Below are 14,609 nucleotides of genomic sequence, written 5' to 3'. Positions count from 1 at the left end.
AAATTGAGAACTAGCAAAAACACTGAATCAAGCGTTTTGGTATATGAATTTAGATTGAAGCTGTATGGTGATTAAGTTCACAGACAACAAACCAGTAGCAATTAAGTTTGCAACGATAACACTCACTTGTATGTGTTAACGACTGTTTGGGGTTGTATAGTCAAGTAATTAAGTGCATGTGGTGGATGCCTTGGCAGTCAGAGGCGATGAAAGACGTGATAGCCTGCGAAAAGCTCCGGGGAGGCGGCAAATATCCTTTGATCCGGAGATATCTGAATGGGGGAACCCACCCGCTAAAAGGCGGGTATCAATAACTGAATACATAGGTTATTGAAGCGAACGAGGGGAAGTGAAACATCTCAGTACCCTTAGGAAAAGAAATCAATTGAGATTCCCTTAGTAGCGGCGAGCGAACGGGGATCAGCCCATTAAGTTGTGTGTGTTCTAGTGGAACGCTCTGGGAAGTGCGAACGTAGAGGGTGATATTCCCGTACACGAAAGGGCACACACAATGATGACGAGTAGGGCGAGGCACGTGAAACCTTGTCTGAATATGGGGGGACCATCCTCCAAGGCTAAATACTCCTGACTGACCGATAGTGAACCAGTACCGTGAGGGAAAGGCGAAAAGAACCCCTGTGAGGGGAGTGAAATAGATCCTGAAACCGCATGCATACAAGCAGTGGGAGCACCTTCGTGGTGTGACTGCGTACCTTTTGTATAATGGGTCAGCGACTTATATTCAGTAGCGAGGTTAACCGCATAGGGGAGCCGTAGAGAAATCGAGTCTTAATAGGGCGTATAGTTGCTGGGTATAGACCCGAAACCAGGCGATCTATCCATGAGCAGGTTGAAGGTTGGGTAACACTAACTGGAGGACCGAACCCACTGTCGTTGAAAAGCCAGGGGATGACTTGTGGATAGGGGTGAAAGGCTAATCAAGCCTGGTGATAGCTGGTTCTCCCCGAAAGCTATTTAGGTAGCGCCTCGGACGAATACCATTGGGGGTAGAGCACTGTTTCGGCTAGGGGGTCATCCCGACTTACCAAACCGATGCAAACTCCGAATACCGATGAGTACTATCCGGGAGACAGACTGCGGGTGCTAACGTCCGTAGTCAAGAGGAAAACAATCCAGACCGCCAGCTAAGGCCCCAAAATCATAGTTAAGTGGGAAACGATGTGGGAAGGCATAGACAGCTAGGAGGTTGGCTTAGAAGCAGCCACCCTTTAAAGAAAGCGTAATAGCTCACTAGTCGAGTCGGCCTGCGCGGAAGATGTAACGGGGCTAAAACTATGTGCCGAAGCTGCGGATTTGACTTTTAGTCAAGTGGTAGGGGAGCGTTCTGTAAGCCGATGAAGGTGTATTGAGAAGTATGCTGGAGGTATCAGAAGTGCGAATGCTGACGTGAGTAACGACAAAACGGGTGAAAAACCCGTTCGCTGAAAGACCAAGGGTTCCAGTCCAACGTTAATCGGGGCTGGGTGAGTCGACCCCTAAGGCGAGGCCGAGAGGCGTAGTCGATGGGAAATTGGTTAATATTCCAATACTTCTGTGTAATGCGATGAGAGGACGGAGAAGGTTAAGTCAGCCTGGCGTTGGTTGTCCAGGTGGAAGGTTGTAGGCATGTATCTTAGGCAAATCCGGGGTACTCTATGCTGAGAACTGATAGCAAGCTGTACTTGTACAGTGAAGTGGCTGATACCATGCTTCCAGGAAAAGTCTCTAAGCTTCAGTTACACAGGAATCGTACCCGAAACCGACACAGGTGGTCAGGTCGAGTAGACCAAAGCGCTTGAGAGAACTCTGCTGAAGGAACTAGGCAAAATGGTACCGTAACTTCGGGAGAAGGTACGCTGCTGACGGTGATGGGACTTGCTCCCTGAGCTATTGGCAGCCACAGAAACCAGGCCGCTGCAACTGTTTATTAAAAACATAGCACTCTGCAAACACGAAAGTGGACGTATAGGGTGTGATGCCTGCCCGGTGCTGGAAGGTTAATTGATGGGGTTAGCGTAAGCGAAGCTCTTGATCGAAGCCCCAGTAAACGGCGGCCGTAACTATAACGGTCCTAAGGTAGCGAAATTCCTTGTCGGGTAAGTTCCGACCTGCACGAATGGCATAATGATGGCGGCGCTGTCTCCAGCAGAGGCTCAGTGAAATCGAAATCGCTGTGAAGATGCAGTGTACCCGCGGCTAGACGGAAAGACCCCGTGAACCTTTACTGCAGCTTGACATTGAACTTTGACCTTACTTGTGTAGGATAGGTGGGAGGCTTTGAAGTTGGAACGCTAGTTCCAATGGAGCCGTCCTTGAAATACCACCCTGGTAATGTTGAGGTTCTAACTCTGTCCCGTAATCCGGGACGAGGACCATGTCTGGTGGGTAGTTTGACTGGGGCGGTCTCCTCCTAAAGAGTAACGGAGGAGTACGAAGGTGCGCTCAGCGTGGTCGGAAATCACGCGTAGAGTATAAAGGCAAAAGCGCGCTTAACTGCGAGACCCACAAGTCGAGCAGGTACGAAAGTAGGTCTTAGTGATCCGGTGGTTCTGTATGGAAGGGCCATCGCTCAACGGATAAAAGGTACTCTGGGGATAACAGGCTGATACCGCCCAAGAGTTCATATCGACGGCGGTGTTTGGCACCTCGATGTCGGCTCATCTCATCCTGGGGCTGAAGCAGGTCCCAAGGGTATGGCTGTTCGCCATTTAAAGAGGTACGCGAGCTGGGTTTAGAACGTCGTGAGACAGTTCGGTCCCTATCTACCGTGGGCGCTGGAAATTTGAGAGGATCTGCTCCTAGTACGAGAGGACCAGAGTGGACGAACCTCTGGTGTACCGGTTGTGACGCCAGTCGCATCGCCGGGTAGCTATGTTCGGAAGGGATAACCGCTGAAAGCATCTAAGCGGGAAGCCTACCTCAAGATAAGATTTCCCTAGGAATTTATTCCTCTAAAGAGCCGTTCGAGACTAGGACGTTGATAGGTTGGGTGTGGAAGCACGGTGACGTGTGAAGCTGACCAATACTAATTGCTCGTGAGGCTTGACTATACAACACCCAAACAGTTGTTGTATTCAAGATAAATTCAATACATAACTTGATTTAGTGTTAAAACTAGTTACAATACAGACTCATGAGCGAGGATAAGCAAAGATTAATAATCTTTGCCCGAGCGCAAGACATAAAGCTATGCTTTATGTTCTACTAATCCGTTAATAACTCTTTCGGTACTAAGTGGCATGAACTTAATAATAAGTTTAAAAGTAAGACCACCCAAAGCCAAAACAGTTTGCTGGCGACAATAGCAAGAGTGAACCACCTGATCCCTTCCCGAACTCAGAAGTGAAACCTCTTCGCGCTGATGGTAGTGTGGCACTTGCCATGTGAGAGTAAGTCATCGCCAGCTTTTAAATCTAAACACCCCCAACCTAATGGCTGGGGGTGTTTTTTATTTTGATTAAAAAATAACTAAAAGATAATAGAAATTGAAAAGGCTTATGTGGCATCTTGTTTAAATAATTTGAAGCGTATAGAGATTTTGCATGTCTAATGAATATAATGGAAAAAAACTGTATACATACATGAGTGCTAGTCAGGCCATTTATGAAGTACGAGGCAATAAAATTTATAAATGCATAAATTTATTTCAGCCAGTTTATGAAATAAAGGGTAATGAAATCTATCCATATATGGATTTAGTACAGGCAGAGTTTGAAATAAGAGGCAATAAAATTCATCAATATAAGGATATGTATCAACCAATTTATGAGATTCGATAAATTGAGATTCGATACATATTATTGATATCACGTACTATTTGTAATTAACTTTTCTCTATTCCTAGAAGGTAATGATAAGGAAGGTCTGATTTAATAGTAAATATTGATGATTTTAAAGCTTTAATGTCGCTATATAAAAAGAAGCCCCATCATCCTGACGGGGCTTCTTCGTATTTAGTTTATTGTCGTTTATTTCCTATAAACAACCACTTCCTGTGGGTCTTGTTATTTTCAATGAGACTTCCTGTCTCTGTATGATTTATATATTAAGGTGAATCAGAGGCGTTGTATATTCGTCAATCTCCCCGATTAATGTAGGTTTAGGCTTACATGATTATTTGAGGTGGTATTTCTGCAGTTTTTCAATGAGTGGTTGAAGTGCTTTTATTTCAAACTCATTAGCCTCAAATTTTTCATCTTTATTGCGTTTAAAGATATCTCGGATTTCCATAACTGCATTTGGGTCAACTACTCCTAGGCCGGAAGCAACCTGACGAATTTGGCTGATTGAACGTGAGCCATTAGTTGCGCCATAACCAATATAAGCAGCAGGTTTACCTTGCCATTCTTTGCCAAGATAGTCTAAGGCATTCTTCAGTGCAGGGCTGTAGCCATGATTATATTCTGGGCTGATGAAGATGAATGCATCAGCAGTTGCAATTTTATCCGCCCACGCTTGTTGCTTTGGTTGATCATAGATACCAGAAGCTGGCGGATGAGCGCCCGCAAAAATAGGCAGATCCCATTCTTTTAAGTCTACGATTTCTGTTTGAATATTATTTAACGCGAGTTCAGAAGTTGCTTGCTGTACCCAGTTTGCGACTTTAATTGCAGTTCGTCCTTCACGTACACTACCGACAATAATATAAATGAGCATTTTTAATCCTATATTGTTTGAATTGAATGATTGAAGTTTTGAAAATGGGTTGTTGAATATGATCTTATACTTTTCTTTAGGGATAAAAAAAGCTCTCATTTGAGAGCTTTTATGTTACATCAGTTTAATGCCTTGCTGACCCGCAGGGGTAACTTTGAAAATTTCCACTTCAAAGGTAATATTTTTACCAGCAAGTGGATGATTGAAATCGATCTCGGTAATGTCATCATTGACTGATTTTACGATGCCAAACAAGGTTGCTTTAGCTTTATCTTCAAATTCAATCATATGCCCGATGATAGGACGTTGTTCAAACTTCACGGTATCAAAAGTTTGAATATTTTCAGGATTCCATGGACCAAAAGCATCTTCTGGTGGCAAATGTACGGTACGGCGATCACCTGCACGTAAACCAAATAAAGCCTTTTCAAAGCCTGGAAGTAAATTGCCATCACCAATCACTAAAGAGACAGGTTCTTCACGACCGCGGGTGTTATCGATTTCAACACCATTTTCGATCGATACTGAAAAATGCAAATCAACTTTTGAGCCGTCTTCAATCCGGATTTCTTCGTTTGGTTGGATAATGTCAGTCATTATACATCCGCCTTTTGGTTACGTTTCTTCTCTAAGAAGAAGGTGTCAATGAGAAGCAAAATCGTACCTAGGGTAATGGCACTGTCTGCGAGGTTGAAGGCAGGGAAATGGCTGTTTTGATAATAGACATGGATAAAATCCACGACATAGCCAAGACTGACGCGATCAATCAAATTACCAACTGCACCGCCTAAAATCAAAGCAATTGACATAGGTAAAATAATCATTTTCTTAGGCATACGCATGAGCCAAAATACAAAAATGATTGAAACAATTGCCGCAAGTGAGGTGAAGAAGTAGCGTTGCCATCCGCCTGCATCAGATAAAAAGCTAAATGCTGCACCGTAATTATGCAGCAATGTCCAATTGAGAAAAGGCAATACGGGTACAGGATCCGCATAGTTTAAATGCGAGCTTGCGATCCATTTTGTCCATTGATCCAACACAATGGCAAGGACTGAAAGTCCAAGCCACAGCAAGTTATGAGGATAGAATTGGAACAAGCCTTGTTTTGCTTGTGAATTAGGCATACTTTCTCACTTCGCCACTGCCAGTGACGTTGACAATACAACGCGCGCATAAACCCGTATGACCTTCATGTGTATTTACATCTGGCAATACATGCCAGCAACGTACACATTTTTCACCATCCGCAGCTGAGACTTTCACACGTAAACCTTCAAGGTCAGTGCTTTCGCCTTGTTCTGCATAAGGGTGGACGATGACTTGAGAGGTAATCAAGACAAAACGTAATTCGTCAGCCAGTTGGTTTAGCAGTTTTTGTAACGCTTCATCCGCCCAAAGTTCAACTTTGGCAGATAAGTTACTGCCGATCAGTTTAGCGTTACGTGCTGCTTCGATCTGTTTATTTACTGCTGATTTTACGCTAATCAATGTTTGCCAATCTGCTTCAGAAAGCAAGTTTGCTGTTGATGCAGTTGGGATATCGTACCATTCAGCCGTAAATACATATTTATCTGTTTGTTCAGGAATCAATGGCCAAGCTTCTTGAGCGGTAAAGCTTAGAATTGGTGCCATCCAACGAACGAACGCTTGTACCAAATGATACAGCGCAGTTTGTGCTGAACGACGCGCTTGTGAGTCCGCTTTTGTTGTGTATTGACGATCTTTGATGATGTCGAGATAGAAACCACCTAAGTCATTGATACAGAAATTGGTCAATGCGTTAGTGACAATGTGGAAGTTCATCTCTTCATAGGCTTGCTGAATGGTTTTTTGTACTTCAGCCGCACGTTGTAAAATGTACTGATCCAATGCAATCAGTTCATCTACAGGTAATGCATCGGTTGATGGTTTAAAACCATTTAAATTCGCCAATAAGAAACGTAGGGTATTACGGATACGACGATAACCATCAGATGCACGGCTAAAGATCTCTTTACCTGCGGTCATTTCATAGCGATAGTCAGCCGAAGCGATCCAGAAGCGTAAGCCATCTGCACCCATATCTTTGATGATATCTTGTGGCGTGATGATGTTGCCTAATGATTTAGACATTTTACGACCTTTCTCATCTACGACGAAGCCGTGTGTGAGTAAGCCTTTATAAGGTGCACGTTCATTGATTGCAATTGAAGTTAACAAAGACGATTGGAACCAGCCACGGTGTTGGTCTGAACCCTCAAGGTATAGATCAGCAGGGTCTTGCAACTCTTCACGTTCACGCAATACTGCGTAGTGTGTGGTTCCTGAGTCGAACCAAACGTCTAAGGTATCGCGAACAGCATTGTATTGTTCGGCATCAGCACCAATGAAGTCGCTGGCATCACGGTTATACCAAGCATCAATCCCTTCTTGCTCAATCAGTTGGGCAACTTCTTCGATCAATTCAGGTGTACGTGGGTGTAACGCATTGGTATCTTTGTGTACAAAGAACGGAATTGGCACGCCCCAAGTACGTTGACGAGAAATACACCAATCTGGACGGCCTTCAATCATCGATTGGATACGGTTTTTACCCCAATCTGGGACAAATTCGATGTCATTTTCAATCGCATTTAATGCAGTTTGACGCAAGCCTTTGGCATCCATGCTGATAAACCATTGCGGTGTCGCACGGAAGATGATTGGCGTTTTATGACGCCAGCAATGTGGGTAGCTGTGTTTGATCGGTTGATGCGCCCACAAACGACCTGTTGCTCCCAATGCTTCTATAATTTTTGGATTGGCTTTATAGATGTGCTCGCCAGCAAAAATCGGTGCTGTTGGTAAATATACACCATTGCCACCGACTGGATTATCCACTTTTAGGTTGTACTGTAGGCCAACCTTATAGTCGTCCACACCATGGCCCGGTGCGGTATGTACGGCACCTGTACCACTGGTTGCGATGACATGTTCACCGACGATCACAGGGACTTGGCGATCTGTAATCAACGGATGTTGTAATAATAGGTTTTCGATGACAGCGCCTTTAAAATCAGCCAGTACGACTGGATTTTCAAGCTTGTAACGTTCGATGGCAGATTCCACTAGATCTTTAGCAAGAATGAAGTTTTGCGTACCACGATCGTTCTGAATTTGAACAAGTTGATAGTCGATGTCGGCATGTACCGCAACTGCTTGGTTGGCAGGTAGTGTCCATGGCGTGGTCGTCCAGATCACGATATCCGTTACATCTTGTACATCAACACTTAGGCGTGCGCTTAAATCTTTGAGATCAACAACGGTGAAGCCAACGTCAATAGCATCTGATTTTTTATCTTCGTATTCAACTTCGGCTTCAGCCAGTGCAGAACCACAGTCCAAACACCAGTTCACAGGTTTTAAGCCCGGTTCAATATGACCAGCTTTAGCAATCGCACCAAGCGAGCGAACGATGTCCGCCTCTTGTTTAAAGTTCATAGTCAGATACGGATTGTCCCAGTCACCAAACACACCCATACGCACGAAGTCTTTCTTTTGTAATTCAACTTGTGTGTAAGCGTATTCACGGCAGGCTTTACGGAACGTTGATGCGTCTACTTTCACGCCAACTTTACCGACTTTTTCTTCCACTTTAAGTTCGATTGGCAGACCATGACAGTCCCAACCTGGTACATAAGGCGCATCGAAGCCATCCAATACACGGCTTTTAATAATAATGTCCTTGAGGACTTTATTGACCGCATGACCTAAATGGATTTGTCCATTGGCATATGGAGGACCGTCATGTAGCACGTATTTCTTCTTGCCAATACGCGATGCGCGAATCTGCTGATAAATGTTGTCGGCATACCACTCTTCTAACCATTTGGCTTCACGCACAGCCAAATTTGCTTTCATCGCAAATTCAGTATGAGGTAAATTGAGTGTGGCTTTATAATCCACTGCATTTTCAGGAGTTTGCTTATCGCTCATGCAAGTTTTCTTCCAGTTTGATCAGTGTATAAACTGACATGTATTACAAATGAAAATTAAATTTAAAAAGGAAATTCTGAAGTACGATTACGATAGTCTCGTAGTTTTTGCACATCATCATCTATTCCAGCTTTGAGTGCTTCAAGCGAAGGGTAATTCAGTTCACCATGTAAATAGTGAAGAAAGGTTACCCGCATTAATAAGCCATACAGATTAGCAGAAACATCAGGGAAATGTACTTCTAATCGCCACTCAGGCTGAACTTGTTCGATCGCAGGACGAGTCCCCACATGGCCAGCACCGAATAAGCTATCACTTTGATACCCTGCAATGCCGTTCAGGGCAGGGTTTGTATGTTTTACTTTTGCTGTCAGTGAGGCATTTTCACACACCACATCGACTGCATAGATGCCACTTAGACAAGGCTTATGACGATTTAGACGAACATTAATTGTTGGAAAATCCAGTGTACGTCCGATTTGATCGCCATATTGCACACGACCCGTGATGCTGTAAGGACGACCCAGCAGTTTAGCTGCTAATGCCAGATCACCTTCTTGTAGAACCTGACGAATACGGGTTGAACTGACACGTTCATCATTCAGTGCAATCGTATCTAAATTGGTGACATTAAAACCATAATCTCTTAAGAATTCACTGTTTCCTTGGCGGTCTTTGCCAAAATGAAAGTCATCTCCCAAAACAAGGGTTTGGGCATTGAGCTTAAATTTGAGTAAATCCGCAAATTCAGTCGCATTCAGGCTTCTAAAGTATTGATCAAACTTTGCTACCGCAATGTAATCCACACCTAGTTCAGTTAAATATTCTACTTTTTCTCGTAAGGAGCTAATGCGGGGTGGGGCATCATAACCTTTAAAAAATTCAAGCGGTTGTGGCTCAAAAATCATCACTAAAGTTTTTAAGCCTTGAGCAGATGCTAACGATTTAAGCTGGGCAATCATCGCTTGATGACCAAGATGGACACCATCAAAATTGCCAATCGTTACCGCAGTCGGAGGTAACTGAAAATTTGGCGATAATGCGTTGAGACGAAGCAACTTCATGGGCGTTAAATACAGTGATTTTTACAAAGGCTATATATTGCCATATTCTCAGCGTTTCGTCTTGTTGTTGTGTTTTTACACAGAGAAATTTCAATATTTAAGCATTTTTATATAAATAAATCTGATGAATTAAATAAAAATAAATCAATTTTTCTTATTTTAAAGCTGAACTAAAATCAATCCATGTTGCTGAATATTGAGATAGAGATGAAAAAGCCATTTTATCAGCTAGAACAAAGTCGAGATGTCATTCGCCATTTTACCCCAAACTGGTTTACAGCCACTATGGGAACTGGTGTTGTGGCAATGATTTTAGCACAGTTACCTTTTGCTTCTGCTCTATTATTCAAGTTGGCGACACAATTATGGCAATTGAATATTTTGCTCTTCATGAGTTTTAGTGTGCTTTATATGTTGCGCTGGATTTTATTTCCAACGGAAGCAAAACAGATTTTTAGTCATCCAAATATGAGCCTGTTTTTAGGGGCTATTCCGATGGGGCTGGCGACGATCATCAATGGTTTTCTCAGCTTTGGAACGCATTTATATGGTGATATTGCGGTACAAATTGCCGAGTATCTTTGGTATTTCGATGTATTTCTCGCTGTAGTGATCGCATGGATCGTGCCATTTTGTATGTTTAGCTGCCAAGATCATTTATTACAACGGATGACCGCAGTATGGTTGTTACCGATTGTGGCTTGTGAAGTGGCTGCGAGCTCAGCGGGAGTATTATTACAACATTTAACTGCCGATCAGCACGCATTCAATATTTTAGTCACAGGCTATGTGCTATGGGGGATTTCTGTATTGCCGGCTTTTGCAATTCTGACCATCTTAATGCTACGTTTGGCTTTACATCAACTGCCTGAGAAAGAGGTGGCAATTTCTAGCTGGCTTTGTTTAGGACCAATTGGCACAGGGGCTTTGGCGTTATTATTATTGGGGGAACAAGCACCACGTATCATGCAGGCGATGGGCTTTGAAAATTTAGCAAACTTACTGCCTACATTAGGCATTGTGGCGAGTTTGGTATTATTGGGCTTTGGATTATGGTGGTTTGGAATCGCGATCTTGACCACATTGCGTCATATTCGTACTGGGATTCCATTTAATTTGGGTTGGTGGGGACTGACTTTCCCATTCGGTGTATTTATTTTGGCGATCTTTAACTTAGCGCATCAACTGCAAGTTGCTTTTTTACAATCTATCGCTGTGGTTCTAAGTTTATTGCTAATAGGGCTGTGGGCTTTGGTAATGAAAAAAACTGTAGCTGGAGCGTATAGCGGTCAACTCTTTTTCTCGCCTTGTCTGGCTGCGTTGCAACAGAAGATGCGGTAATATCCAGGTGTGCTTTAGCACACCTTTTTTGTGTCTCTATTTTTATTTGAACGAGTCTTTTATGAATGCTGATATTGCCCTGATTATGGCGTTGCCGAATGAATCTAAAGGTTTGTTTGAGCAAGCTGGTATTGACGTTCATTACAGTGGAATCGGCAAAGTAAATGCGGCATTCAAAGCCTTTGAAGTGATTCAGAAAACAGGCTGCAAGACGCTGATTAATTTAGGTAGTGCGGGTAGTTCGCATTTTGATGCGCATAGCTTGGTAGAAGTGACGACATTTGTGCAACGTGATATGGATGTATCGCCTTTGGGTTTTGCTGTAGGTGTAACTCCAATGGATGATGACATCCCCGCAGAGATTTATACTCAACCACACTTTGAACACTTACCCAAAGGCATTTGTGGTACAGGTGATTCTTTTGAAACAGGTTTACCAAAGGTCAGCTGTAATTTGGTGGATATGGAGGCGTATGCTTTAGCCAAAGTTTGTCAAAAACTTGGTGTGCGGTTGATCTCAGTTAAATATATAACGGATGGCGCCAATGATACTGCGCATCTTGATTGGGAAGAGAACTTACTCTTGGGCGCTCAAAAATTATTGGCGTTGTATCAAGATCATTTTTAAATGCAAAGGTTTAGCCTTGTAGTTTGTATGAGTGGACTTTTGCGTATCGGTAGATTGTTGAAATTAAAAATTACTTTAGCTTGCAAGCTGGTTATGCATAAGAGATTTTATGTTAAATATTAAGTTTGTATGATAAAAACAATCATTATTACTTTTTTAATTTTATTAAATCATTATGTCAAAGATCCCTTTAAATCTTATAGCTATTCTTTCAGAAGTGCTTCCAGAACATGAAAGCCATGCAACCTTAGATAATTTATTCTTGTATGCTGAAATTAATTCTGAAATTCCTGATGTAAGTAAGCCTGCAAAAGTTCAACAAGTACTGATGAATGTGAATAAATCTGATCCTGACCCACTAAAAGTTCTAGGAAAAGTTCTAGAAAAATATTTAGATGGAGGAATTCTTTACCCTAGAGATCAAGATAGGTTTGATCAACAAATAGAAAGTATAAAGAAAATTTTATCTGATAATTCTTTGCTTTATATAAGAGGGGGAATTATTAGCGGTTCACTGACAACTCCTACCAAAAGCTTAGAGAGCGTTATAAAAGGACTAGAAATACCTGCATTAGATCAGGAATTCATGAGAGCTCTTACACATGTAGATGCTAGTCCAAGAGAAGCAGTGTCAGCAGCAAGTAATATTCTAGAATCGATTTGCAAGGTTTATATAGCAGAAAATAACTTAACGATGCCTAATAAAAAAGATTTAAAAAACCTATTTGATGTTGTCAGAAAATCTTTAAATATTCAAAGAGATTCAGTCGAAGATGAAGATCTTTTGAGAATTATTTCTGGAATTATTTCTGTTGTAGATGGCATAGCCTCTTTAAGAACACATGCTAGTTCGGCACATGGTGCTGGAGTAAAACAGTATAACTTAAAACCAAGACATGCCCGACTTGCTATTCACGCTGCTCATACAATAGGGTTATATGTCTTAGAAAGCTGGAAAGAATCCAAAAAATAAAGCTTTCTTTCTAGAAAACAGGAGCCATGAGATCCTGTTTTCTAGATAAGAGATTTTATATTAAATAACACAATAGTTAATGAAGTTTAGTTATTTGTGGGACTGTTCTAAATTTTAAGTATTTTACTTGTTTGATCTCTAAATTTTTGCCCAAATAATCTAAAATTATTAGCTTCGAATCTAATTCTACCGGCAACGATACAAGGTGAAATTCGTAAATGGCTTGCCATCTCAGAAACGCCTTTATCAGTGTGTGGATAGCTATAAAATATGTTATTTGGAATCAAAACTTCTCTAGCTAAAGCATTGGCTTCATCTTCTCTTGGATCATCACAGGTTTGCTCTAAATCATCTAGAAACCATTCTTCATTTTGATCAAAGTGAAGAGATATATGGGCTAACTCATGCATGAGAGTAAACCAAAAATTATCTATAGTATCTCGTCGTAATGTCAAAGCTATTATAGGTTTACCATTATGGAAACATACAGCACCATCTAAATAGGTTTTTGGTAAATGTTTTTCGAGAACAACTGTTATTCCAAATTTTTTTAAATGCTCTATTGCTAGTTGAGGACCTGATTGATACCAAGAAAGTTTTGCAACTTCTTGCATCCATTCTTTTGTTACTGTTCCAACGGCATATTCATCACTTATATTCAAACCGTTAGCTTTATGTATAATTTGTGCTTGCCATATTAATCTTGCATAAGCATCACATTCTTTCGAATTTCCGCTTAAATTAGCACTGCTTCGAGCTAACATAGGTTGGAAACTAGAATTAAAACCTGCTTTCTTTAAAAAATCACTTATATGCTCAGAAGCATATTCTTTTAGATCATTTAGGTTTCCTGCGAAGCTAGTTAAATAACCTCTATTAAAAATTTCAACTAAAGGAAACTGTCTATAATCCAAATGGTCATGGTAAGTTTCAAGTTTATCGCAGTCTTGAATTAATATATCTACAGGGATACCCAAACCTTCATTTAATTTTCTAATCATAGATAAACTAAGTGAACGTTTATTGTTTAGAACTTCTGAAACTTTCGGGGCTGAACCAATGTAAGGCACAAGGTCTTTAGCTTTTAAACCTTGTTGATCCATACGAAATTTAATTGCTTCAATAGGTGTTGGTTTATCAATAGGAAATTTTTCCATTTCATATTGCTCAATTAGCAGAGCTAAAACATCTAGTTCATTACTTTCTTTAGATCCTTCAATAGGATCTAAATCAAATAATTCATCTAATCTTTTAAGAGCATCTGCATGATCATTAGCATTTTTTATAATTTTTAGATTCATAGCCAATTCCTAAAACTTCTTTTTACTATATTCAGCATGAGTACCTAACCACTCAATTTTAACGATACCGTTTTGATATCTAACTTGAACTACAAGGCGGTAGTCATTTCCCTTGATGTTAAAAATTACTCTGTTATCAGATAAAAAATCTGCAGAGCTATATCTTTGCTTAATATCATGAGTCGTCTTCCAATCAGCTTGTTTAGCTTCGGCATACCAAGCATCTAATTGCGATTTTGAATTAGCATGCTTTTTAGAGAAATCAGTTAATAAATCTAAACCTAATACTTTCATGACTTCCCTAGAGATAATTTTATACTAAAGGTTACCTTTTTGGTATCTTTTTTACATATTCCCTTAATTGGGAATTTTTAGCGGTGATGCTATTATAACGAATTTTTAAATCGTAGATTTTGAATTTTCATGTTTTTATAAGGAAAATTAAAGTGATGAAGGTATTTAGTCTTACACTTGAAAATACATTTTTCACCTTCATTCTATTAAATGAATATTAAAAAGGATCAAAAAATGTCAGTTGAAAATATTGGAAACCCTTTAGCATTAAATCGTCTATCAGCTTTAGAACAATCAACTCAAATGAAAAAATAGTGAAACATATAGAACACTTATTAAAGCCATAGGTAGGGTTGATCGTATTTCTTGATTTAATAATTTCTAGTATAAAAAGC

Annotated in this window: 11 protein-coding genes and 2 rRNA genes; 6 read left to right on the top strand and 7 right to left on the bottom strand. The window is 40.8% G+C overall.

Going from position 1 to position 14,609, the window contains the following annotated elements; all coding sequences use genetic code 11:
* Window positions 1–158 precede the first annotated feature (158 nt).
* The 3 genes from F2A31_RS15555 (at window position 159) to F2A31_RS15545 (ending at window position 3,779) form a co-directional block, all read left to right on the top strand.
* Window positions 159–3,050: ribosomal RNA gene (locus F2A31_RS15555) — 23S ribosomal RNA — on the top strand.
* A gap of 241 nt (window positions 3,051–3,291) precedes the next feature.
* Window positions 3,292–3,406 (top strand): 5S ribosomal RNA (gene rrf, locus F2A31_RS15550).
* 136 nt (window positions 3,407–3,542) lie between these two features.
* Window positions 3,543–3,779 (top strand): hypothetical protein, encoded by a 237-nt coding sequence (locus tag F2A31_RS15545; RefSeq protein ID WP_150027511.1) that lies wholly within the window; start codon window positions 3,543–3,545, stop codon window positions 3,777–3,779.
* Window positions 3,780–4,113: 334 nt separating this feature from the next.
* Here the strand turns inward: F2A31_RS15545 and F2A31_RS15540 are convergent, their stop codons facing one another.
* The 5 genes from F2A31_RS15540 to ribF all read right to left on the bottom strand — a co-directional run bounded on the left by F2A31_RS15540 (window position 4,114) and on the right by ribF (window position 9,677).
* Window positions 4,114–4,656, bottom strand: coding sequence for an NADPH-dependent FMN reductase (locus tag F2A31_RS15540; RefSeq protein ID WP_150027509.1), 543 nt, complete (start codon window positions 4,654–4,656; stop codon window positions 4,114–4,116).
* 114 nt (window positions 4,657–4,770) lie between these two features.
* Window positions 4,771–5,253, bottom strand: a complete 483-nt coding sequence (locus tag F2A31_RS15535) for an FKBP-type peptidyl-prolyl cis-trans isomerase (RefSeq protein ID WP_150027507.1) — start codon at window positions 5,251–5,253, stop codon at window positions 4,771–4,773.
* Complete coding sequence (gene lspA / locus F2A31_RS15530) at window positions 5,253–5,783, bottom strand: signal peptidase II (RefSeq protein WP_150027505.1); 531 nt, start codon at window positions 5,781–5,783, stop codon at window positions 5,253–5,255. Before lspA ends, F2A31_RS15535 begins: the two co-directional genes overlap by 1 nt.
* Complete coding sequence (ileS, locus tag F2A31_RS15525) at window positions 5,776–8,613, bottom strand: isoleucine--tRNA ligase (RefSeq protein ID WP_150027503.1); 2,838 nt, start codon at window positions 8,611–8,613, stop codon at window positions 5,776–5,778. The genes lspA and ileS overlap by 8 nt, the downstream gene beginning before the upstream one ends.
* A gap of 62 nt (window positions 8,614–8,675) precedes the next feature.
* Entirely contained in the window at window positions 8,676–9,677 is a 1,002-nt protein-coding gene (gene ribF, locus F2A31_RS15520) for a bifunctional riboflavin kinase/FAD synthetase (protein ID WP_004637365.1), read from the bottom strand.
* A 207-nt stretch (window positions 9,678–9,884) separates the two neighbouring features.
* Between ribF and F2A31_RS15515 the strand changes: the two genes are divergently transcribed.
* The 3 genes from F2A31_RS15515 (at window position 9,885) to F2A31_RS15505 (ending at window position 12,619) form a co-directional block, all read left to right on the top strand.
* On the top strand, window positions 9,885–11,018 hold the full coding sequence (locus F2A31_RS15515) for a TDT family transporter (RefSeq protein WP_150027501.1): 1,134 nt from the start codon (window positions 9,885–9,887) through the stop codon (window positions 11,016–11,018).
* Between the two features lie 61 nt (window positions 11,019–11,079).
* Window positions 11,080–11,646, top strand: coding sequence for a 5'-methylthioadenosine/S-adenosylhomocysteine nucleosidase family protein (locus F2A31_RS15510; RefSeq protein ID WP_113997927.1), 567 nt, complete (start codon window positions 11,080–11,082; stop codon window positions 11,644–11,646).
* 175 nt (window positions 11,647–11,821) lie between these two features.
* Window positions 11,822–12,619 carry an abortive infection family protein gene (locus tag F2A31_RS15505; protein ID WP_150027499.1) on the top strand — a complete coding sequence of 266 codons (798 nt, stop codon included), beginning with the start codon at window positions 11,822–11,824 and terminating at the stop codon, window positions 12,617–12,619.
* A gap of 107 nt (window positions 12,620–12,726) precedes the next feature.
* Here F2A31_RS15505 and F2A31_RS15500 read toward each other — a convergent pair whose 3' ends face one another.
* Both F2A31_RS15500 and F2A31_RS15495 read right to left on the bottom strand, forming a co-directional pair.
* Window positions 12,727–13,920 (bottom strand): ImmA/IrrE family metallo-endopeptidase, encoded by a 1,194-nt coding sequence (locus F2A31_RS15500; protein WP_150027497.1) that lies wholly within the window; start codon window positions 13,918–13,920, stop codon window positions 12,727–12,729.
* Between the two features lie 9 nt (window positions 13,921–13,929).
* Window positions 13,930–14,214 carry a type II toxin-antitoxin system HigB family toxin gene (locus tag F2A31_RS15495; protein WP_150027495.1) on the bottom strand — a complete coding sequence of 95 codons (285 nt, stop codon included), beginning with the start codon at window positions 14,212–14,214 and terminating at the stop codon, window positions 13,930–13,932.
* Window positions 14,215–14,609: the final 395 nt, after the last annotated feature.

The organism is Acinetobacter suaedae (genome assembly GCF_008630915.1).
Classification (GTDB): domain Bacteria; phylum Pseudomonadota; class Gammaproteobacteria; order Pseudomonadales; family Moraxellaceae; genus Acinetobacter; species Acinetobacter suaedae.
This window is presented reverse-complemented; position numbering and strand designations above follow the sequence as displayed.

Excerpts from the sequence above, each read along its gene's own strand:
- F2A31_RS15545 (WP_150027511.1), top strand. The coding sequence starts at position 3,543 with ATGTCTAATGAATATAATGGAAAAAAACTGTATACATACATGAGTGCT.
- F2A31_RS15540 (WP_150027509.1), bottom strand. The coding sequence starts at position 4,656 with ATGCTCATTTATATTATTGTCGGTAGTGTACGTGAAGGACGAACTGCA.
- F2A31_RS15535 (WP_150027507.1), bottom strand. The coding sequence starts at position 5,253 with ATGACTGACATTATCCAACCAAACGAAGAAATCCGGATTGAAGACGGC.
- lspA (WP_150027505.1), bottom strand. The coding sequence starts at position 5,783 with ATGCCTAATTCACAAGCAAAACAAGGCTTGTTCCAATTCTATCCTCAT.
- ileS (WP_150027503.1), bottom strand. The coding sequence starts at position 8,613 with ATGAGCGATAAGCAAACTCCTGAAAATGCAGTGGATTATAAAGCCACA.
- ribF (WP_004637365.1), bottom strand. The coding sequence starts at position 9,677 with ATGAAGTTGCTTCGTCTCAACGCATTATCGCCAAATTTTCAGTTACCT.
- F2A31_RS15515 (WP_150027501.1), top strand. The coding sequence starts at position 9,885 with ATGAAAAAGCCATTTTATCAGCTAGAACAAAGTCGAGATGTCATTCGC.
- F2A31_RS15510 (WP_113997927.1), top strand. The coding sequence starts at position 11,080 with ATGAATGCTGATATTGCCCTGATTATGGCGTTGCCGAATGAATCTAAA.
- F2A31_RS15505 (WP_150027499.1), top strand. The coding sequence starts at position 11,822 with ATGTCAAAGATCCCTTTAAATCTTATAGCTATTCTTTCAGAAGTGCTT.
- F2A31_RS15500 (WP_150027497.1), bottom strand. The coding sequence starts at position 13,920 with ATGAATCTAAAAATTATAAAAAATGCTAATGATCATGCAGATGCTCTT.
- F2A31_RS15495 (WP_150027495.1), bottom strand. The coding sequence starts at position 14,214 with ATGAAAGTATTAGGTTTAGATTTATTAACTGATTTCTCTAAAAAGCAT.